Origin of the sequence: Synechococcus sp. WH 8101 (assembly GCF_004209775.1) — a bacterium.
Lineage (GTDB): Bacteria > Cyanobacteriota > Cyanobacteriia > PCC-6307 > Cyanobiaceae > Synechococcus_C.
In genome coordinates, this window is the sequence record NZ_CP035914.1 from 2228325 (window position 1) to 2247919 (window position 19595).

Here is a 19595-nt window from a genome sequence, read left to right on the forward strand (position 1 = left end):
TCGAAGGATAGGGGTGATGGAACGGTCTTGAGCTTTTTCAGGGGTCCGCTACTTTTGAATCACTGACAGCCCTGTTGTCCTGTTGGTTCACATCAATCAGGTCGGGTTGACGCACTTCAAGTCCTTCGGGGGGACGATGTCGATCCCCCTGGAACCGGGCTTCACGGTGGTGACCGGCCCGAATGGTTCGGGGAAGAGCAACATCCTGGATGGGGTGCTCTTCTGCCTTGGCCTCGCCACCAGTCGCGGCATGCGCGCCGACCGCCTTCCCGATCTGGTCAACAGCGGCGTGCTCAAAGCCGGCAAATCCGCCGAAACCAGCGTGAGCGTCCGCTTTGACCTCTCCGACTGGCAGCCCGATGCGGCCGAGGAGGGGCTTGAGCCTCCGGCCGAGGGTCCCTGGATCCGTTCCGATCAGAGGGAATGGACAGTGACGCGCAAACTGCGCGTGATGCCAGGTGGTTCCTACAGCAGCAGCTACAGCGCCGACGGGGAACCCTGCAATCTTCAACAGCTGCAGACCCAACTGCGCCGCCTCCGGATCGATCCGGAAGGGAGCAATGTGGTGATGCAGGGCGATGTGACCCGCATCGTGTCGATGAGCAACCGCGAGCGCCGCGGCCTGATCGATGAGCTGGCCGGCGTCGCCCTCTTCGACAATCGGATCGAACAGACCCGCCGCAAACTCGACGATGTGCAGGAACGGCAGGACCGCTGCCGGATCGTGGAGCAGGAACTGCTCAGCGCCCGCCAGCGTCTCGAAAAGGATTGCGCCAAGGCCCGCACCTATCAGTCGCTGCGCCAGCAACTCCAGCTCGGACGCCAACAGGAACAGGTGCTCAGCTTTGAGGCTTCAAAGCAGGACCTGGAGCAGCAACGGGAACGGCAGCAGCAGCTCGGAGAGCAGCTGATCCGCGACCGCGAGGCCCTGGAACGCGGTGAGGCCGAGCTGCAGGACGCTGCCAGTGCTCTGCAGACCCTTCAGGAGAGCGTCAAGGCGCTGGGGGAAGACCAGTTGCTCGGTGTGCAGGCGGAGCTGGCGGGTCTGGAGACCACCGCCCGGGAACTGGAGCGACAGGCGCAGCAGCAGCAACAGGAGGGAGAACGGCTCCAAGGGCTGCGTCATGACCTCGCCAATCGACGCCAGCGCCTGCAGGACGACGCCAGAGAGGACTCCCAGGGGACCGACACCCAGGCGCTGGACGAAGCCGAACAGGTCTGTCGCGATGCCGAAGCGGCGGTGGAGGTGTCGCGTCGACGCCTCGGTGATGTGGCCGGACGGTCCGGACACTGGATCGAGGAGCAGCGGCAACGCAGTGGACGCCGCCTGGAGCTGCAGAACCAGCTCACGCCCCTGCAGCGGGAGCAGCAACAACTGCTGGAACGCTCGCTCCAGGACGAGGAGCGGCTGATCGAACTGCAGGCAGAACTGGACAGCGATGGCGCCGAAGACCGGCGGGTGCAGGACGCCCTGGAGCAGCTGGATCGGGAATGGCAGGCCCTGCTTCAGGACCTGCAGGCGGGCCAGCAGCAGGTGCAGGCCCTGGTGGAGGCGCTGGCAGTGCAACAACGCACCCGCGCACGGCTCGAGCAGGAACAGGGCAGGCTCGAACGGGAGATCGCCCGACTCGACAGCCGTCGGGAAGCCCTGCAGGAGAGCCGCGGCACCGGTGCCCTGCGCCTGTTGCTGGAAGCAGGGCTCGATGGCATCCACGGACCTGTGGCCCAGCTGGGGGAAGTGGAGGAGCGGCACCGGCTGGCTCTGGAGGTGGCCGCCGGCGCCCGTCTCGGCCAGGTGGTGGTGGATGACGATCGGATCGCCGCCCGCGCCATCGAGCTGCTCAAGAGTCGCCGGGCCGGTCGGCTCACCTTCCTGCCCCTCAACAAAATCCGGGCTCCGGGCGGCGGCAGTGGTGGAGCGGCGATGGCCCGGGCCCGCCGCCCCGATGGCGCCCTGGGGGGAGCTGGCCTGATCGGCCGGGCCGTGGAGCTTGTGCGCTTCGAGCCGATCTATGCGGATGTGTTCGCCTATGTGTTCGGCGACACCCAGGTGTTCTCCGACCTGACCAGCGCCCGGCAACAGCTCGGGCGGCAACGCGCCGTGACGCTGGATGGCGAGCTGCTGGAAAAGAGTGGTGCCATGACGGGTGGCAGCCTTTCCCAGCGCAGCGGCGGCCTCAGTTTCGGTGTGAGCAGCGACAGCGACGACGCCGCTCCCCTGCGGCAACGCCTGCTCGAGCTCGGTGAAGCTCAGGTGGCCAGTCAGCGGGAGGAGCAGCGGCTTGTGGCGGCGCTAGACAGCGCCAGACCCCAACTCCGCGAACGGGAGCAACGTCAGGCCGCGCTCGAGGCGGAGCGAAGTGCCGCCCGACGCGCCCATGCCCCCCTACTGGAACGCACCCGTCAGCGTCAGCAGCGCCTGGAGACGCTACGCAGCAACCAGGCCGGGCTTCAGGAACGGCTTGGCGTTCTGCAGTCCACGATCACACCACTGCAGGAGGAACTCGACAGGCTCCTCCAGCTGGAACAGGAGGCCCAGAGCCAGGGTGACGCCGGCAACTGGCAGCAGTTGCAACACGACCTGGAGGCGGCTGATGCGGCACTGGCGGCGGCACGACAGCGGCGGGATGGCCTGCTGCAACAGCAACGGGAACGCCAGCTCGCGATCGAACGGCTGGCCGATCAGGAGCAGGTGCTGGCGGCTGAGGAACAACGGCTGCAGGAGGCGGTGCAGGCCCTGCAGGTGACCCACCAGCGCTGGAAGGGTGACCAACAGGCGCTCCATGAGCGCCGCCAGGTGCTGGAACAGCGCCAACAGGAGCTGCAGACCCGCTTCGGTGAACAGCGCCGGGCCCGCGATGAAGCGGAAGCCGCGGTAGCGGAACGGCGCCAACGCCTTCAACAGGCCCGCTGGGAGCTGGAGCGGCTCCAGGAGGAGCAACAGACCCTGGCGGAACAACTGTGCAGCGGCACGATCCGCCTGCAGGAACTGGAGGCCTCTCTGCCGGATCCCAGGCCCGAGATCCCCGATGCGCTGCGCGCAGCCGGACTGGAGGCGCTTCAGGCCAGCCTGCAGCAGCTCCAACAGCGCATGGAAGCGCTCGAGCCGGTCAACATGCTTGCGCTGGAGGAGCTCGCCGAGCTGGAGCAACGCCTCGGCGATCTGGGGGAACGGTTGGATGTGCTCAGCCAGGAGCGGGAAGAACTGCTGTTGCGGATCGAAACCGTCACCACCTTGCGACAGGAGGCCTTCATGGAAGCGTTCACCGCCGTGGACGGTCATTTCCGTGAGATTTTCGCCAGCCTCTCTGATGGCGATGGCCACCTGCAGCTCGACAACCACGAAGATCCGCTCGAGGGAGGCCTGACCCTTGTGGCCCACCCGAAGGGCAAGGCGGTGCGGCGCCTGGCGGCGATGTCGGGGGGAGAAAAATCCCTCACCGCCCTCAGCTTCCTGTTCGCACTGCAACGATTTCGGCCGTCACCCTTTTATGCCCTTGATGAGGTCGACAGTTTTCTCGATGGTGTGAACGTGGAACGGCTCGCCACCCTGATCGCTCGCCAGGCGGAACAGGCGCAGTTTCTGGTGGTCAGCCACCGCCGACCGATGATCGGCGCCTCCCAGCGCACGATTGGTGTGACCCAGGCCCGCGGTGCCCACACCCAGGTGGTGGGTTTGCCGGACGCGGCCTGAACACCTGCAAGCGGCGCCTTGCGTCAAAATGGTTGGATTGCAAGCCACGGCTGGGCCAGGATTTGAGCGCGTCCCCATCCCCAAACGACCCCCTGGCCACGGTGCCGAGCGACAGGCTGTGGCTCCGCTCGGAGCTGATGGGCACCCAGGTGATCACCCGCGACACGGGCCGTCGCCTCGGCGTGGTGGGCGAAGTGATCGTCGACATTGACGGGCGGGAAGTGGTGGCGCTCGGCCTGCGCGACAACCCCTTAACCCGCTTCCTACCGGGGCTTCCCCGTTGGATGCTGCTCGATCGGATCCGCCAGGTGGGCGACGTGATCCTGGTGGATTCCGTCGATTCGTTGAGTGAATCCTTCAACCCGGAGCGCTACAGCCGCGTGATCAACTGCCAGGTGATCACGGAGTCCGGTCAGCAACTGGGCCGCGTGCTCGGATTTTCCTTCGATATCGAAACCGGCGAACTCACCACCCTGGTGATGGGCGCCCTGGGGGTCCCCCTGCTGGGAGAAGGCGTGCTCAGCACCTGGGAGATTCCCGTTGATGAAATCGTCAGCAGCGGCGCTGATCGAATCATCGTGTATGAGGGCGCCGAGGAGAAGCTCAAACAACTCAACAGCGGCTTCCTGGAAAAGCTTGGCGTCGGCGGACCCAGCTGGGAAGAGCAGGAGCGAGAGCGCTATCGGGTCAACGTGGTGCCGGTGGAAAATCAACTCACCTCCGGGCAGCCAAGCGAACAGGAACAACGCCGGCTTCAGGCCTCCACGGCCGAACCTCTGGCCATGGAAGAGGAACTGGACTATGTGGAGCTGGAGGAGCGCCGCGTTGAACGGGCTCCTCGCCAGCGCTATCTCGACGACCTTCCGGAGCCGTTCCCCGAGCAGCCCGCTGCCCGTTTTGATGACCGCCCCGATCCCTACGACGATCGCCGCTGGGATCGGGATGAACGGCTGCGATCGCTGGAGCGGGAGCCCGAACGGCGATCTGAGCTGGAGCCGGATCGCTTCTCAGCGCGCCCCCGACCTGCGGCACGGCGGCCGGTGGAACCAGTGGGCGATCCCCTCGATGTGGAACCGCTGGATGACACCAGGGAGACTCTCGACGATCCCTGGTGACGATCAGGCGCGATCCCTGAACTGCAACGAGGCACTGTTGACGCAATAGCGCTGCCCGGTGGGAGCAGGGCCATCACTGAAGACATGGCCGAGATGGGCGTCACAGCGGGCGCAGTTGATTTCGGTGCGCACCATGCCGTGACTGCGGTCTTCGCGGGTGGTGATCGCCCCGGCACTCACCCCATCCCAGAAGCTGGGCCAGCCGGTGCCGGAATCAAATTTGGTCTCGGAACTGAACAACGGCGCGTCACAGCAGATGCAGTGATAGAAGCCATCGCCTTTGTGATTCCAGTAGGCGCCGGTGAAGGCCCGCTCCGTTCCTCCCAGGCGCGCCACCTGAAACTGCTCTGGCGTCAGCTGGGACTGCCACTCTTCCGGTTGACGTTCCACACGATCTTCCGCTGGCATCGAGTCTGGATCGGCTGTGGCCCGGACCCTAGTCGGAAAGGGCGCGCGGCAGCAGCTGTCGGATTTCACCGGCCAGAGCGGCGACCGCTCCGGGTTGGCCGCGCAAACTCCGCAGGTCATCGCGCATCCCCTGAAGGCGGTCGGGAGCCGACAACCAGGCCTCGGCTTCGGTGGCGATCGCCTCAGGTGTGATCGCCCCCACGCGCTCGGGCACCACCATCCGCCCGGCTGAGATGTTGGGCCAGGCCAGAAAACCGTGATGGCGCAGCCGCCAGGCGCTCAGCAACACGCCGATGCACCAGCGCAAGCCAGGCAGTCGGGCGATCAACCCCAGCCAGCCATCCCAGGCCTGCATCACCCCGAGGTGCTGGGTCGGCACCAACACAATCATCGGGACCCCCAGAGCCCCGAGCTCCGCCGTGTTGGCGCCCACCGTCGTGAGCGCCAGGGCGCACTGACTCAGGGCCCCGTGGGCCGGTGGATCTTCCTGCAGTTCGATCACGGTGCCAGCCCGCGTGATCAGGCGTCGACCGCAGCCGTCAACTGCAGGAGCTGCCAGGGCGTCCACCGCAGCTTGATACCCCGCCGCGATCGGATTGGCACGGCCGGCATAGCGCACCAATTCATCGGCGCTGGTGGTGGGCGCCACGGGCAGGAGAAACCGGCACTCGGGGCGCCGCGCCGCCAAACGATCGGCCGTCTCCAGAAGGAAAGGCACCCCGACACAGAGCTTGGCCCGCTTCGAGCCCGGCAGCAACGCCACCCATTCCCCCTCGGGCAGCGGAGATGCCTGCCGCGCATGACTGGAGAGATCGGCCATCAGATCGCCGATAACACTGCAGCGGGGCTGAAATCGGCTGGGGAGCTGATCACGCACAGCGGCCCCCATGGCCGCGACCCGATCATTCCAGCGCGGCCAGCGAGCCACCCACTCGGCGTAGGTGATGTGGCGATAACGGAGCCGGGCCGACAGCAGCACGCTCCAGAACTGATCACCGCCAAGAAACACCACCACCCCGCGACCGGGCCAGGCGCCATAGCGGCCTGGTCGCAGCAACAGAGGCCAGAACTGATCTGCGGCGGTGATGCGATCAAACACGCCCCAGCGGCTGGCCACCTGCGCTTCGGTGCCGGTGGCATTAGGGCAGGGCACCAACACCAGGCGCAGGCTGATCGGCGACCACGGGGCCCGCGGCCTCAGCAACAACGAGCGGTGCAGTGCATCGGCCAGGGGACGCACCCAGGTGGCCAGTTCACCAGGGCCATTGGACACAAGCACGATGCTCAGAGCTGTATCCCCAGGTCTCGACTGAGGGAGCGACTGCAACGGCCTGAATGGGTTGTGAAGAGAAATGCGGATGGCGAGACTTGAACTCGCAAGGCCGAAGCCACACGCCCCTCAAACGTGCGTGTCTACCAATTCCACCACATCCGCGTGGCTGACGTGATCTCGCGGATCGCGTCGAGGAAGGATCATACCGGCTCGAGGTTCAGGGCCCTGGCCACCAGCGCTGATACGATCCGCGCTGGCCTGGATGCTGCGGGATGCCCATCGGCAAAGTGCTGATCGCCAACCGCGGCGAGATTGCCCTCCGGATTCTGAGGAGCTGCAGAGAGCTGGGAATCGCCACTGTGGCCGTGTACAGCACAGTGGACCGGAACGCCTTGCATGTGCAACTCGCCGACGAAGCCGTGTGCGTGGGTGAGCCGGCCAGCAGCAAGAGTTATCTGAACATCCCGAACATCCTCGCGGCAGCCACGTCACGCGGTGTGGATGCGATCCACCCCGGCTACGGCTTCCTCGCCGAAAATGATCGCTTCGCGGAAATCTGTCGCGATCACGGCATCACCTTCGTGGGCCCTTCCCCCCATGCGATTCGTTCCATGGGTGACAAGGCCACAGCCAAAAGCACCATGCAACGGGTTGGCGTGCCGACCGTGCCAGGCAGCGAGGGGCTGCTGGCGACGCCGGAGGAGGCCGCCGAGCTCGCGGCGGAGATGGGGTATCCGGTGATGATCAAGGCCACCGCCGGAGGTGGCGGCAGGGGCATGCGCCTGGTGCCGGGTCCCGACCAGTTGCAGAGCCTGTTCAAGGCCGCACAGGGGGAGGCGGAAGCGGCCTTCGGCAACCCGGGCCTTTATATGGAGAAATTCATCGATCGGCCCCGTCACGTCGAGGTGCAGGTGCTGGCCGATCGCCACGGCAACGTCGTGCACCTTGGTGAACGGGACTGCTCGATTCAACGCCGTCACCAGAAGCTGCTGGAGGAAGCCCCCAGCCCAGCCCTCGATCCGGAACTACGTCGTCGCATGGGCGAAGCCGCCGTCGCGGCCGCACGCAGCATCCAATACGAGGGAGCCGGAACGGTGGAGTTTCTGCTTGATCGCAGCGGCGGCTTCTACTTCATGGAGATGAACACGCGCATCCAGGTGGAGCATCCCGTCACTGAAATGGTCACTGGCATCGACCTGATCGCCGAGCAGCTGCGCATCGCTGGCGGTGAAGCAATCAGCATCCGCCAGGACGACATCGTCCTGCGGGGTCACGCGATCGAATGCCGGATCAATGCCGAAGACGCCAGCCATAACTTCCGACCTGCACCAGGACGGATCACCGGTTGGCTTCCGCCCGGTGGCCCTGGCATCCGTGTCGACAGCCACGTGTACACCGGCTACGACATCCCTCCCTTCTACGACTCCCTGATCGGCAAGCTGATCATCTGGGCTCCAGATCGGGACAGCGCCTTGAAGCGCATGCGTCGCGCCCTGAATGAATGTGCGATCACAGGAATTCCCACCACCGTGGACTTCCACCTGCGCCTGCTCGATCGGCCTGAATTCCAACGAGGCGATGTGCACACGAAATTTGTGGAGCAGGAGATGCTCTGATTTGCGACGAGCTCAGGCCACAGCCATCGATCGCAGCATCCATTGCGAGATCAGCCCCTGCTGACCCACCAGCAGTTCACGCACGAGGCTGAGCAGCCCCACCCAGATCACCGGCGTCACATCCACGCCCCCGATGGGCGCCACCAGGCGACGCGTCGGCACCAACAGCGGCTCGGTGGGCCAGGCCACCACGGCCCAGAGGCCGGAATGCCAGTCCACCTGGGGATACCAAGTGAGCACGATGCGCACAATGAAGCAAAGAGTCCAGGCCGCGAGCAGCAATCCGAGCGCCAGGTGCAAGAGGGGCAACGGGGCAAGCGACACAGGCGTCACAAAGCTCAAAGCATGGGGAGCGTTCATCGTAGAAAGTCGCTCACGATCTCTAGGATCGCCGTTGCAAGGCCTCCACGTCGCCCCGCCATGACCCCCTCCCTCGCCAACTTTCTGAGCAGCCTCGTGTGGGGCACCGTGATCGTGGTCATTCCTGCCAGCATCGGCCTCTTCCTGCTGAGCCAGACCGACCAGGTCGACCGCAAGCTCTGATCCCCCCTGACGCGGTTCGTAGACTGAGACGAATCCGACTGCTTGACAGTCTGAAGACAGCCGTCGCCAGGGGGCACATCTGTGGTTAATGCCAGTCTGAACTGGGCCAGCATCGTTGGAATCGTGCTGGCCGTCGGCGGGGCGATGCTCTATTTCATGCGCAGCTTCAAGCCTGCGCTGGCGAGGGACTACGACGTGTTCTTCGCCGCCATCGGACTGCTCTGCGGTGGAATCCTCTTCTTCCAGGGCTGGCGCCTGGACCCAATCCTGCAGTTCGGTCAGTTCCTTCTGGCGGGGACCACCGTGTTCTTCGCCTACGAAAGTGTGCGCCTGCGCGGCGTGTCGACGGAGCAGGCCCGACGTTCTGCCTACTTCGACGATGAGCCGGCGCCACCGCGCCGGCCGGCCGGAGGCCTCGGGGGCGAATGGAATTCTCCGTACGACCGCTTCGATGAGGCGCCGCCCCTGCGCCGCCGCTTCCGCGGGGTGGAAGACGAACAGGAGGATGAAGAAGCGCCCGAACGTGACTTCTACCGCCCTCGTCGTGCCTCCAGGGCGGCCATTCCTGAGCAGGCGGCCAGTCGCCGTCGTGGCAGAGATGAGGCGGACTCCAACTGGGGGGAGGATTCGGAGCGGGAACGGCGCATGGCCCGCTTCGGGCGAAACGATTCCGACTCAGCAGCGGAGCGATCCAGCTTCGGCGAGCGGCGCAATCTCCGCCAAGATCAACGTCGGGGCAGTCGTCCCACCTCATCCAGCAGCACCAGCGCACGCGGACGGCGCGAACCGGAAGACGCCAGCTTCTCGCCAACCACCAGCCGCCGCACGGTGAGCGATCGACCGACACCATCGACGGAGCGACCGACACCCGAACGCCCAACGCCTGAACGAGCGTCAGCCGGCCGGCCCAGCAGCGAGCGCAAGCCCAGCCGCGCCTCGTCCGCAGCGGCTGCTCCCACCGAACGACCCACGCCCCGCAGCTCCCGGCCCCGCGACAACAACTCCCGTTTTGACGACTGAAGCTCCCGCGCAGCCCATGTCACAGACCCCGTGCGGCGGCTGAACAGGCGCTGGCAGCGATGGGGCGAATTCGCGCTGTTCGCCGCACTTCTGGGCCTCACGGCATGCACCTCTCGGGTCCAGCGGGTTCCTGGCGGTGAAATCGAACGCCCCCAACAGGAGCCGGCTTTGAGTGGCGATGGCCGACTGCTGGCCACTGTGACGGAGCGACGGGGGAGACCCACCGTGCAGCTGCGTGATCTGCGCAGCGGCGCCATCCTGCCGTTGCGACATCTCAGCCGCCACCAACCCCACAGCTCCCCCACCCTGAGCTGGAATGGGCGCTATCTGGCCGTGATCACCCAGCGCGGCCAGCGCCGGCTCGCCTTGATCGAAGACCGCCTCACGGGCCGAGCCCATCCGATCCGCCTCCCGGGCGACCGCGAGCCGGTGAGACTCAGCCTGTCGCCGGATGCCCGAACCCTGGCCCTACAGGTGGCCGTTCAGGGGCGGTGGCGACTGGAGCTGATCGATCTGGGCGCCATTCTCGAACCGGACCGATCGGCGGGAGAGCGTTTCAGCGGACCCCTCCAGCCGACGCCATGAAGACAACCACAAATCTTGGCGCCAGCCTGTTACTGATCCTGACCCTGAGTGGCTGTGGCGGGGACACCATCCGGCCCTTGCACAGCCTCAACAGCCGCTTGGTCGACAGCGCCGAAACCCGGCGGGATCCAAGCCTGGGCCAGGGATGGTTGGCGAGCCTGAGCAGTCGCGGCGGGCGGGAACGCCTCGAGCTGATCGACCTGCGCAACGGTCAACCGGTGCCGGTGCCAGGCCTGAATCGGGCCGATGCCCAACCGATCAGCCTCAGCGTCAGCGGTGATGGAGAACGTCTCGCACTCGTGCGTCAGCGCGGCGACAGCACCGAGCTGATGCTGTATCGCCGCTCTGTCGGCATCCTGCAGCGACTCGAACTGAACCCTGCCGGGGTTCCCCGCGCCGTGAGCCTGGATGGGCGAGGACGCCAGCTGGCGGTGCAGGTGAGCCGCAACGGCCGCTGGGAGGTGGATCTGATCCAACTGCCCTGAGCCCAGGCAGGCGGGCTCTGACCGCCTCAGTCAGGGCACCAGGCCAGCCCAGTGCAAAAAGGTGTCGTGGCTGATTGCCTCCACGATCACAACCGCCAGGAAGCCAATCATGGCGAACCGTCCATTGATCCGTTCCGCATAGGCACTCCAACCAAAGGCGGGCACATCGGTTGTGGTGGCACTGGTGCCGGTGTCTGCGGTTGTGGCTGAATCGCTGCTCAAGGTCATCCCACCGGATCAGGAACGGGTCACGTCATAGCTGGCCGTGGGGATCATGCGCCAGTCACCATTGCCGATCAGCTCCAGCACCGTGTCGTGGAAGCTGACCAGGGTGGGACGGTGGCCGACGCTAATAAAGGCAAGATCACGATCCAGCAAGAGCTCATAGAGGTGCTGCTCGGTTTTGACATCCAGGGCACTGGTGGCTTCATCGAGCACCACAAATCGCGGCGCATTAAGCAGCAGCCGGCCGAAGGCCAGGCGCTGCTGTTCTCCAAGGGAAAGAATGCGTGGCCAGTCTTGCTTCACATCAAGATCGGGGTACCGACTCACCAGCTGGGGCAGACACACTTGCTCGAGCACGGCCCGAAGCTGGTCATCGCTGAAGCGACCCTCATCGGTGGGATAACAGAGCTGCTCGCGAAGAGAGCCCAACAGCATGTAGGGCTTCTGAGGAATGAACAACAGATCACCCGTGGGTGGCCGCTCCACACTGCCCTGCTCGGGCGACCAGAGACCACTCACCATGCGCAAGAGGGAGGTTTTGCCGCAACCGGAGGGTCCCACCACCAGCAGCTTGTCGGACTCACCCACACTGAGGGTGAGATCACGAATGATCGGCTGCGACCCACCCGGAGGCACGAGATCGGCATGATCCACCACGATCGAATCGCGCTCACTGATCCGAGCCAGCCCACTGGTGGGCGCCAGCAGACTGACCTGCTCAACCTTGGACTGGAACCCTTCGAGGCGACTGATCCCAGCAGTGAACTGCGCCAGCTCCTCGATCTGGTTGACAACAAAGAACAGGGATGACTCCACCATCCCAAAGGCGAAATTCGCCTGAATGAAACTGCCATAATCAATCTCACCAGCGAAATAAGGCGCGGCCAAAACCAGATAGGGGAAAAAGTTGCTGGCATAACCGATCGATCGACGCATCACATCGATTACCACCCGCCAGATGATCAACAGATTGAAGTTCCGCACCACTGAGCCCAGACGGCGCTGGGACTCTTCCTGCTCCGGCTTTTCACCGGCGTAAAACGCAATCGATTCGGCGTTATCGCGAACATGCACGAGGCCATAGCGGAAGTCGGCTTCGTAACGGAGCTGATCAAAGTTGATTTTCACAAGTTTGCGACCTGCCACAACCAGAACGGTGGTCGCGAAAGCGGCATAGGCAAACAGGGAGAAGGTAAGGGTTGTGCTGATACTCCAAAGAATCAGGATGTTCAGAGAAAATGTGAGCAGCGCATCAAAGATTCCGAGCGTGAACTGCAGACTCTGAGCCGTGAACGCCCTCGTGTCGTCAGTGATCCGCTGATCAGGATTATCAATATCGGTGGCCTGCTCATCATTGGGATTGAGCACGTAATAGGCCCGATTGCTCATGTAATCGGCAATCAGACTGCGAGAGAGCCAGTCACGCCAAATGATGCCCAGCTTGAGAGTGAAAAAGATCTGAGACACCCTGATTGGCAGGGCCACCACAAAACAGCTGGCGTAAATGATCAGAATCCGATAGAAGCCATCCTGCTGCTTGGCCACCAACGCATTGGTGAGATCTCGAGCGATGAAACTGATGCCCGCATTGATGCCGTTCACCGCGAGCAGCATCAGCACAATCACGGCCAAGAGCAGCCAGTGCAACCAGCGACGGTTGCGCAGCTGCTGGCGCATGGCCAGAAAACTGGCCGCACCGATCAGGAACAGGGCGCCGAACACCCAGCCCCACCAACCACCCCAGATGGTGCTCAGCGTTCCCAACACCCCACCGAAATACTTTTCGGTGATCACCGGTTGCAGCTGATTCAGCAGCTGCATCAAGCCGGTGAGCAGCAGCAGCACAATGCCGCCGACACAGAACAGCAACGAGACCAGCAACCAGATGAACTGGACACCGGAAGCCTGGTCGAGCGGCAGGAAGAAAGGCTGTGCCAGGTGGCGCAGCTTGGCCAACTGGCGGCGCAGCCCCTCAAAGGGGGCCAAACGGGGGGACGTCGTCATGACGACATTCTCACGGAGCCTGACCTCAGCCGGGAGGCCAGGCCAGGGGACGACCACCGATCACGTGCACATGCAGATGAAACACGGTCTGGCCAGCCTCGGCGCCGCTGTTGATCACCGTGCGCCAGTCCTCCAGGCCCTCCTGTTTGGCCACCTTGGCCGCCACGAGCAACAGGTGACCGAGCAGGGCGGCATCGCTCTCGGTCGCCTCGCGCAGGCTCTCGATCGGTTGACGCGGAATCACCAGCACATGCACCGGTGCCTGGGGAGCGATATCGCGGAAGGCGAGGCACCGGTCGTCGCCATACACCTCATCGCAGGGAATCTCGCCCCGCAGGATCCGGGCAAAAATCGTGTCCTCAGCCATGGTGTTGGGGTGACATGGTGTTGCGACAGATCAGGGCAGGGGGTGTGACAGGCGGGGCATCCAATCCCTGCACCGCTATCCCTCAATGCTGGCACGTTGCCTGAGCGCATCCATCGTCGGCCTCGACGCCCGTCCAGTGACCGTGGAGGTGGATCTGGCGCCGGGTCTACCGGGCCTGCAGCTGGTGGGGTTGCCTGATACGGCGATTCAGGAATCCCGTGAACGGGTGCGCGCTGCACTGCGCAACAGCGGCTTCCGGGGCCCTCTGGTGCGCGTCGTGGTGAATCTGGCTCCGGCGGATCTGCGCAAGGAGGGACCGGCCTTCGATCTGCCGATCGCCCTGGCTCTGCTCGTGTCCAGCGGCCAACTCGATGCCCCCCTGCTGCAAGACCTCTGGTGCGCCGGCGAGTTAGGCCTCGATGGCAACCTCAGGCCCTGCCGGGGCATCCTGGCGGTAGCCAGCCTGGCCGCCGACCGGGGAGCCAGAGCCCTGGTGGTGCCAGCAGCGAACGCGGCAGAAGCGGCCCTGGTGCCCGGCCTGAGATTGCTGTGTGCCGAGTCTTTGGCAGACACCGTGGCCATGCTTCGGGGCGAGCAGCCCTGGAACGATCGACCGCAACCGCTGCAGGGACCCGTTGGACAGCCAGCTCCAGCGGCCGCACCCGCTCCGGTGGTCGGCCAGGCTGTGGCTCAGCACGCCCTGGCCCTCGCGGCCGCCGGGGGCCATCACCTCCTCATGGTGGGGCCGCCGGGGTGCGGCAAGACGCTGTTAGCTCGCCACCTGCCTCAGCTTCTCCCCCCTTTGACGGAGCAGGAATCGCTTGAGATCACTCGCCTGCACTCCATTGCAGGGGTGCTTCCCGAACCGATCACACTGTTGGAGCGCCGACCGTTTCGCGCTCCCCACCACAGCTGCTCCGTGGCCGCGCTGCTCGGGGGCGGCAGCAATCCGAAACCAGGGGAATTGAGCCTCGCCCATGGTGGCGTGCTGTTTCTTGATGAACTGGCCGAATTCCCCCGAGCCCTGCTCGATCAGCTGCGCCAACCGATCGAAGAGGGTGTGCTGTGGCTGAGCCGCGCCCGACTGAAATGCGCGTTTCCGTGCCGGCTGACCCTGGTGGCGGCCACCAACCCCTGTCCGTGCGGCTGGGATGGCGATGCCTCCCACCCCTGCCGCTGCCGCCCCACAGAGCGGCAGCGCTACTGGAACCGCCTATCTGGGCCACTACTCGACCGGCTCGATCTGCAACTGAGGCTGCATCGCCTCCCCGCCCGAGATCTACGGCGGAGCCTGGACATGTCGGAATCAGACAACTCAGAGGTGCTGCAGCCGGAGAGAATCCAACGGGCCCGGCAACGCATGCAGCAACGCAATCCTGCGGGCTGCCTCAACAGCAGCCTGAGTGGCTCAGCACTCGGGCGCATCGGCCAACTCTCCACGCAGGCCGTGGAGTGCTGGGAGCAGATCGTGAGCCAACGCCAACTTTCAGCCCGCAGCGGCTTGCGCCTGCTGCGGGTGGCCCGAACCCTCGCCGACCTCGAAGACAAAGACGCTGTGGGCAAGGGCCACATTGCGGAAGCCCTCTGCTTCCGCAGTTTTGATCAGCTGATCAAGGCCTGAAGCTCTAGCGCTTGGGAGCGTCGCGATAGGGCTGGGCGCCGATCGGGGGAGGCTGATGCTGCTTCTCCTCCCGGGGATTCCCCAGAGCATGGGACAAGCTGTCGCCGAACCAATGGCGTAAGCCTTTGAGTGTGAAATCCATGACCGCCTCCCAGACTGCGTACCTTCAGTCTGGGATTTTTGTCAGTGAACGCCAACAGGTGATCATGCGCATTTCCGACCTTCGCAAGCCTTGGATCCAGGCTTGATCAGCAACGGCTCACCGGCCGATCAGCGACGGCGGCGGCGCTGCTGTGCCTTGCGCTTGTACTTCTCAATCGGGGTCTCGTGATGACGCAGACGCTTGAGGTCGGCAAAGATTCCGGCCTTGGACACCTGACGCTTGAAGCGACGCAGAGCTGATTCGATGCCTTCGTTTTCTCCGACCGTGACCTGAGTCATGCAGTAAGCAAGGTTGTCCAGCCGATCAATGTAGCAACCGGCCGGAGCGTCAAGGGTTGGCGGGTGTCGGGGGTTCGGCAGCCGCAGGGGCTGGCTCCGCGTCGGCACCTGGCCAGGACTCCCTGTAGACATACAGATGGCCGAGGGTTTTCTTGCCGTACTGACGACGACGCAACGACCAGCCCGGCTCCATCACCAGTTGCAGGAAGTCGCTTCCGGGGCCACCAGCGCGGGCGATCAATAAGGTCGGCTGGGAGGGATCCCGGGTGGGCACCGCCAACAGCTCCACATCAGAACCCGTCTTCACCACCGACAACCGATACCGGGTTCCCAAGTCATCAGCACCGATCCGCAGGGAGTAGCCGTTGCCATCGATGTAGCGGTTGCAGATTCCCGTGAAGTCGAAGGTGGCCAGCAGCGGATCCACCACGGCAGGCGAGGAACCGGAAACGGCGTAACAGGGTCGTTTGCTGCTGCGCTGCTCATAAATGTTCAGCTGCGCCGATTCCCCCTTGCCGATCGGGGCGGCCACCAGGATGAACCGGGTCTCCTCGACGGGAGCGGCCGTGAACAACGATCCCTGCGCCCGCACCGATGGGCTGGCGACCGTCGCCAGGGAGCCAGCGGTCAGAGCGGAAGCGAGGGCTATCGAAAAAAAACGGACCATCCGGTAGGGGGAAGGAACTGGAGCGGATCGTAAAAGTCAGCGCAAGAAAGAGCGATGGCGCTCAGGCCGGTTTGTTGAGACGAATCGCTACCAGGAGAGAGCCCACGGTGGCTGGAGCACTGAGGCCCAGAATCCATCCGGTGGTGACCTGACCAAGCTCGGGGTTGCCGTAGGCCAGCTCGAACACCGATCCGGTGGCGGCGATGCCCAGCACACAGGCCAGGGCGAGAAAAACGCCGGCAAGAGGTTTCATCGGCATGACTCAGGCCAGGGGGCGAACATCAACAGCCTTGAACCCGTGCTCGTTCAGCTCCCGGTTGCGATTGCCTTCATCGGTGACGCGATCCACGAACAGCACCCCTTGGAGATGGTCCATCTCGTGCTGAATGCAGCGGGCCATCAAGCCATCGGCCTTCATGGTGCGCGGGCGGCCCATTTCATCCCGATAGCTGAGCTGGATGGCGCTGGGACGCACCACATCCAGGTACACACCGGGGATACTCAGGCAACCCTCTTCATAGGTATCGACGGAGGCACTGGCGCTGGTGATTTCAGGGTTGATCAGCACCAGCGGAGGCGCAGCGGCATTTTCGATATCCAGATCGATCACCAGCAGCTGTTTGTGCACACCCACCTGCGGCGCGGCGAGGCCGATGCCCCGGGCGGTGTACATGCTGCGCAGCATGTCGCGGGCCAGGTCCCGTACCGCCGCATCCACCTTGCTGATGCGCTTGGCAGGTTGACGGAGCACCCGATCGCCAAGGGTGTGGATCTCAAGCGGAGCCACGTCCAGAGGCTCCTTGGTCACCGCGACGGCAGTGCTACTGCGTTCGGCTGTCCGGGCCAGCTGGGCGAAGCTTCGAGCCAAGATTCCGTTCTCCGCGGGTCGTGAGCGTGGCTTGATCTTAGGCAGCTCAGCCGGTCAGCCTCAGGGCTACAGCCGCCACCGCAGCGCCCGCCATGCCCACACCCCTGGCCGCCCGGATCGCCCTGGGCCGATCACCGGTTCTGCGAGAACCCCGCCTGATCGGCGACTGGGTGCTCTGGCTCGAGCAACGCCCCCAGGACAAGGGGCGCACCACCGCCCTGATCCGCCGCTGGGGGGCCGATCCCCAGGCCATGCAGGAACTGACGCCAGCGCCGATCAACCTGCGCAGCCGCGTGCACGATTACGGCGGCGGCGTTCTGGCCGCATCCAGCGATGGCGATCAGTTGCTGCTGGTGTGGATCGATGATCAAGACGGCTGTCTGTGGAGCCAGAGCTGGTGCGGCCTGTCCGCAGCGGAGGCCATGACCCTGACCGCCCTGGGGCCAGCCCGCCGTCTCAGTCGGCCCGGCTCGGTGTTGGCCGATGGTCTGATCGATACCGGCCGCCGGCGCTGGCTGGGGATCTGCGAACGAGACGGTCGGGACTGGCTGGTGAGCGTCGCTCTCGATGCCGAGGAGCAGGAACCGGAGGTGGTGCACCAAGCGCAGGATTTCGCGGGCTACGCCAGCTTGAGCCCCGGCGGCGATCGCCTCGCCTGGGTGGAATGGCAGCAACCGGCCATGCCCTGGGACGCCAGCCAGCTCTGGGCCTCGGAGCTCGATGGCGAGGGCCGGATCATCGAACCGGTGCTGATGGCGGGAAGCCGTAGCAACGCTGGTGGCCAGCCTGTGTCGGTGTTTCAACCGCTTTGGCTCCCGGATGGACGGCTGGTGGTGAGCGAAGACAGCAGCGGTTGGTGGAATCTGATCCACACAGAACCGACGCCGGATCTGCACGCACCGCTATGGCAGCGCCCCTGGCCGATGCAGGCGGAAACCGCCATGCCCCAGTGGGTGTACGGCATGCGCACCACGGCCTGGGATGGGGAGCAGCTGCTGGCCACGGTCTGCAGCGAGGGGACGTGGGCCCTGAAACGACTGGGCGATAACGGTGAGGTGGGCTCCATTGCGCAACCGTTCGACGACCTGGCCGGCCTGCAGGCGCATGAGGGGCGGGCCGTGGCGATTGCCAGCAACAGCCGCACGGGGCAAGGATTGCTGGAACTTGATCTGGCCAGCGGCCAGTGGCGTCACCTGCCGGCGATGGAGGCGGTGCTGCCCGCCGAGACGATCAGCGTGGCCAAGCCGCTGTGGTTCAACGGCGCCGGTGGTGATCGCACCCATGCCTGGTACTACCCACCCAGCACGAGTACCGATGGCGCGGCTCCCCTGCTCGTGAAGAGCCACAGCGGCCCCACCGCCATGGCCCGCCGCGGCCTCAGCCTGGGCATCCAGTTCTGGACGTCTCGCGGCTGGGGGGTGGTGGATGTGAACTACGGCGGCTCCACTGGATTTGGACGCGCCTACCGGGAGCGGCTGAAGGGAGGCTGGGGCGTGGTGGATGTGGAAGACTGCGCCGCCGCCGCTCGAGCCCTGATCGCCTCCGGTGCGGCCCATCCCGATCAGATCGCGATCGAAGGCGGCAGTGCCGGTGGTTTCACCACCCTGGCCTGTCTCTGCTTCACCGAGGTGTTCGGCGTGGGGGCCTGCCGTTATGCCGTGAGCGACCTCGGTGCCATGGCCAGCGACACGCATCGCTTCGAAGCGCGCTATCTCGATGGTCTGGTGGGTGCCTGGCCACAGGAGCGGAGCCGTTATGACGCCCGCTCACCCCTGCAACACGCCGAACAGATCCGCTGCCCGGTGATCTTCTTCCAGGGCCTGAAGGATCGGGTGGTGCCACCGGAGCAGACGGAGCGCATGGCAGCGGCTCTGCGAGCCAATGGGGTGCCGGTGGAGGTGCGCACCTTCGCGGCGGAGGGGCATGGCTTCCGCGACAGCCAGGTGCAGATCGACGTGCTGGACGCAACGGAACGGTTCTTCCGCACCCATCTCAAGCTTCCGGATCCGTCTGGCCATAGTGCAAACCGCGAAACTGAGCCTGCACCGCCGCCATCTGGGCAGCCGTGAGCTGGAGAGGTTCGCCCAGCTGCAACGCCTGGAGATACATCCGCGCCAGGGTCTCCACCTCGATGGCGACCCGCAGCGCCTGATCGAGATCCGATCCCAGGCTCACCAGGCCATGACGGGCCAGCAGACAGGCCTGACGATCGCGCAGGGCCTCCACCGCATGGCTGGACAGCTCCGCCGTGCCGAAGGTGGCATAGGGGGCACAGCGGACGTCATCACCCCCCGCCACAGCCACCATGTAATGAAAAGGAGGAATCGGCCGGTCATGACAGGCCAGGGCGGTGGCGTGCACGGGATGGCAATGGAGCACGGCCATCGCCTCCGAACGGGAGGCCAGCACATCCGCATGCAGCCGCCACTCCGAGGACGGGCGCCGTTGCGGCTGGCCGGGCTGCAGCGGCTGGCCCGACAGATCCAGGGCCACCAGATCGCCGGGCTCCATCTGCTCATAGGGCAGGGAACTGGGGGTGATCAGCATCCCGCCGGGAAGGCGCGCTGAAAGATTGCCGGAGGTGCCCTGGTTGATGCCACTGGCCTGCATGCGGCGCGCCACGGTCACCAGCTGCTCGCGAAGCTCCTGTTCGCTCATGGAGG

21 protein-coding genes and 1 tRNA gene are annotated in these 19595 nt (G+C 65.0%); 9 read left to right on the plus strand and 13 right to left on the minus strand.

All coding sequences use genetic code 11. The annotated features are described in order from the left end of the window. Positions 1-82 precede the first annotated feature (82 nt). Together smc and SynWH8101_RS11915 are read left to right on the plus strand one after the other, a co-directional pair. On the plus strand, positions 83-3694 hold the full coding sequence (smc, locus tag SynWH8101_RS11910) for a chromosome segregation protein SMC (protein WP_130129938.1): 3612 nt from the start codon (positions 83-85) through the stop codon (positions 3692-3694). Positions 3695-3756: 62 nt separating this feature from the next. Beyond that, positions 3757-4809, plus strand: a complete 1053-nt coding sequence (locus tag SynWH8101_RS11915) for a PRC-barrel domain-containing protein (protein ID WP_130129939.1) — start codon at positions 3757-3759, stop codon at positions 4807-4809. 3 nt (positions 4810-4812) lie between these two features. Here the strand turns inward: SynWH8101_RS11915 and msrB are convergent, their stop codons facing one another. The 3 genes from msrB to SynWH8101_RS11930 form a co-directional block, all read right to left on the minus strand. Beyond that, positions 4813-5217, minus strand: coding sequence for a peptide-methionine (R)-S-oxide reductase MsrB (msrB, locus tag SynWH8101_RS11920; RefSeq protein WP_130129940.1), 405 nt, complete (start codon positions 5215-5217; stop codon positions 4813-4815). A gap of 28 nt (positions 5218-5245) precedes the next feature. Continuing rightward, entirely contained in the window at positions 5246-6505 is a 1260-nt protein-coding gene (locus SynWH8101_RS11925) for a glycosyl transferase (protein WP_174719558.1), read from the minus strand. 65 nt (positions 6506-6570) lie between these two features. Beyond that, a tRNA-Leu gene (locus tag SynWH8101_RS11930) sits at positions 6571-6652 on the minus strand. A gap of 110 nt (positions 6653-6762) precedes the next feature. Here SynWH8101_RS11930 and accC point away from each other — a divergent pair. Beyond that, positions 6763-8106 (plus strand): acetyl-CoA carboxylase biotin carboxylase subunit, encoded by a 1344-nt coding sequence (gene accC, locus SynWH8101_RS11935; protein WP_130129942.1) that lies wholly within the window; start codon positions 6763-6765, stop codon positions 8104-8106. 12 nt (positions 8107-8118) lie between these two features. On the opposite strand, the gene SynWH8101_RS11940 is transcribed toward accC, so the two are convergent. Continuing rightward, on the minus strand, positions 8119-8466 hold the full coding sequence (locus SynWH8101_RS11940; RefSeq protein WP_165380989.1) for a YggT family protein: 348 nt from the start codon (positions 8464-8466) through the stop codon (positions 8119-8121). Positions 8467-8526: 60 nt separating this feature from the next. Between SynWH8101_RS11940 and psbX the strand changes: the two genes are divergently transcribed. From psbX to SynWH8101_RS11960, 4 genes are all read left to right on the plus strand, one after another. Next, on the plus strand, positions 8527-8649 hold the full coding sequence (gene psbX / locus SynWH8101_RS11945) for a photosystem II reaction center X protein (RefSeq protein WP_130129943.1): 123 nt from the start codon (positions 8527-8529) through the stop codon (positions 8647-8649). An 81-nt stretch (positions 8650-8730) separates the two neighbouring features. Continuing rightward, positions 8731-9669: a Ycf66 family protein gene (locus tag SynWH8101_RS11950; protein WP_130129944.1), complete on the plus strand. Its 939-nt coding sequence runs from the start codon at positions 8731-8733 to the stop codon at positions 9667-9669. Positions 9670-9708: 39 nt separating this feature from the next. After that, complete coding sequence (locus SynWH8101_RS11955) at positions 9709-10254, plus strand: TolB family protein (protein ID WP_370587032.1); 546 nt, start codon at positions 9709-9711, stop codon at positions 10252-10254. Then, entirely contained in the window at positions 10251-10739 is a 489-nt protein-coding gene (locus tag SynWH8101_RS11960; protein WP_130129945.1) for a hypothetical protein, read from the plus strand. The genes SynWH8101_RS11955 and SynWH8101_RS11960 overlap by 4 nt, the downstream gene beginning before the upstream one ends. A gap of 30 nt (positions 10740-10769) precedes the next feature. On the opposite strand, the gene SynWH8101_RS11965 is transcribed toward SynWH8101_RS11960, so the two are convergent. The 3 genes from SynWH8101_RS11965 to SynWH8101_RS11975 are packed head-to-tail and all read right to left on the minus strand — an operon-like array spanning position 10770 to position 13335. After that, the gene (locus tag SynWH8101_RS11965; RefSeq protein WP_130129946.1) at positions 10770-10967 is read right to left on the minus strand and encodes a chlorophyll a/b-binding protein; all 198 of its coding nucleotides are present in this window, start codon (positions 10965-10967) and stop codon (positions 10770-10772) included. Between the two features lie 9 nt (positions 10968-10976). After that, positions 10977-12968 carry an ABC transporter ATP-binding protein/permease gene (locus tag SynWH8101_RS11970; RefSeq protein ID WP_130129947.1) on the minus strand — a complete coding sequence of 664 codons (1992 nt, stop codon included), beginning with the start codon at positions 12966-12968 and terminating at the stop codon, positions 10977-10979. A 25-nt stretch (positions 12969-12993) separates the two neighbouring features. Beyond that, complete coding sequence (locus tag SynWH8101_RS11975) at positions 12994-13335, minus strand: histidine triad nucleotide-binding protein (RefSeq protein WP_130129948.1); 342 nt, start codon at positions 13333-13335, stop codon at positions 12994-12996. 85 nt (positions 13336-13420) lie between these two features. Here SynWH8101_RS11975 and SynWH8101_RS11980 point away from each other — a divergent pair, with 85 nt between their 5' ends. After that, positions 13421-14956, plus strand: a complete 1536-nt coding sequence (locus tag SynWH8101_RS11980; RefSeq protein ID WP_130129949.1) for a YifB family Mg chelatase-like AAA ATPase — start codon at positions 13421-13423, stop codon at positions 14954-14956. 4 nt (positions 14957-14960) lie between these two features. Here SynWH8101_RS11980 and SynWH8101_RS14220 read toward each other — a convergent pair whose 3' ends face one another. From SynWH8101_RS14220 to def, 5 genes are all read right to left on the minus strand, one after another. Next, entirely contained in the window at positions 14961-15098 is a 138-nt protein-coding gene (locus SynWH8101_RS14220) for a hypothetical protein (RefSeq protein ID WP_162858315.1), read from the minus strand. Between the two features lie 128 nt (positions 15099-15226). Beyond that, entirely contained in the window at positions 15227-15397 is a 171-nt protein-coding gene (rpsU, locus tag SynWH8101_RS11985) for a 30S ribosomal protein S21 (RefSeq protein WP_006043142.1), read from the minus strand. 49 nt (positions 15398-15446) lie between these two features. After that, the gene (locus SynWH8101_RS11990; RefSeq protein ID WP_130129950.1) at positions 15447-16064 is read right to left on the minus strand and encodes a DUF3747 domain-containing protein; all 618 of its coding nucleotides are present in this window, start codon (positions 16062-16064) and stop codon (positions 15447-15449) included. Between the two features lie 61 nt (positions 16065-16125). Then, positions 16126-16323, minus strand: a complete 198-nt coding sequence (locus tag SynWH8101_RS11995; protein WP_130129951.1) for a hypothetical protein — start codon at positions 16321-16323, stop codon at positions 16126-16128. Between the two features lie 3 nt (positions 16324-16326). Then, positions 16327-16932 (minus strand): peptide deformylase, encoded by a 606-nt coding sequence (def, locus tag SynWH8101_RS12000; protein WP_130129952.1) that lies wholly within the window; start codon positions 16930-16932, stop codon positions 16327-16329. A gap of 92 nt (positions 16933-17024) precedes the next feature. On the opposite strand from def, the gene SynWH8101_RS12005 reads away from it, so the two are divergent. Beyond that, positions 17025-19001: a prolyl oligopeptidase family serine peptidase gene (locus SynWH8101_RS12005; RefSeq protein WP_130129953.1), complete on the plus strand. Its 1977-nt coding sequence runs from the start codon at positions 17025-17027 to the stop codon at positions 18999-19001. Here SynWH8101_RS12005 and SynWH8101_RS12010 read toward each other — a convergent pair. Continuing rightward, positions 18925-19590, minus strand: coding sequence for a class II aldolase/adducin family protein (locus tag SynWH8101_RS12010; RefSeq protein ID WP_130129954.1), 666 nt, complete (start codon positions 19588-19590; stop codon positions 18925-18927). The two genes, SynWH8101_RS12005 and SynWH8101_RS12010, sit on opposite strands and share 77 nt — an antisense overlap. Between the last annotated feature and the right edge of the window lie 5 nt (positions 19591-19595).

Coding starts and splice junctions, on each gene's coding strand:
- msrB (WP_130129940.1), bottom strand. CDS start 5,217: ATGCCAGCGGAAGATCGTGTGGAACGTCAACCGGAAGAGTGGCAGTCC.
- accC (WP_130129942.1), top strand. CDS start 6,763: ATGCCCATCGGCAAAGTGCTGATCGCCAACCGCGGCGAGATTGCCCTC.
- SynWH8101_RS11940 (WP_165380989.1), bottom strand. CDS start 8,466: ATGAACGCTCCCCATGCTTTGAGCTTTGTGACGCCTGTGTCGCTTGCC.
- psbX (WP_130129943.1), top strand. CDS start 8,527: ATGACCCCCTCCCTCGCCAACTTTCTGAGCAGCCTCGTGTGGGGCACC.
- SynWH8101_RS11960 (WP_130129945.1), top strand. CDS start 10,251: ATGAAGACAACCACAAATCTTGGCGCCAGCCTGTTACTGATCCTGACC.
- SynWH8101_RS11965 (WP_130129946.1), bottom strand. CDS start 10,967: ATGACCTTGAGCAGCGATTCAGCCACAACCGCAGACACCGGCACCAGT.
- SynWH8101_RS11970 (WP_130129947.1), bottom strand. CDS start 12,968: ATGACGACGTCCCCCCGTTTGGCCCCCTTTGAGGGGCTGCGCCGCCAG.
- SynWH8101_RS11975 (WP_130129948.1), bottom strand. CDS start 13,335: ATGGCTGAGGACACGATTTTTGCCCGGATCCTGCGGGGCGAGATTCCC.
- SynWH8101_RS11980 (WP_130129949.1), top strand. CDS start 13,421: ATGCTGGCACGTTGCCTGAGCGCATCCATCGTCGGCCTCGACGCCCGT.
- SynWH8101_RS14220 (WP_162858315.1), bottom strand. CDS start 15,098: ATGGATTTCACACTCAAAGGCTTACGCCATTGGTTCGGCGACAGCTTG.
- rpsU (WP_006043142.1), bottom strand. CDS start 15,397: ATGACTCAGGTCACGGTCGGAGAAAACGAAGGCATCGAATCAGCTCTG.
- SynWH8101_RS11990 (WP_130129950.1), bottom strand. CDS start 16,064: ATGGTCCGTTTTTTTTCGATAGCCCTCGCTTCCGCTCTGACCGCTGGC.
- SynWH8101_RS11995 (WP_130129951.1), bottom strand. CDS start 16,323: ATGCCGATGAAACCTCTTGCCGGCGTTTTTCTCGCCCTGGCCTGTGTG.
- SynWH8101_RS12005 (WP_130129953.1), top strand. CDS start 17,025: ATGCCCACACCCCTGGCCGCCCGGATCGCCCTGGGCCGATCACCGGTT.
- SynWH8101_RS12010 (WP_130129954.1), bottom strand. CDS start 19,590: ATGAGCGAACAGGAGCTTCGCGAGCAGCTGGTGACCGTGGCGCGCCGC.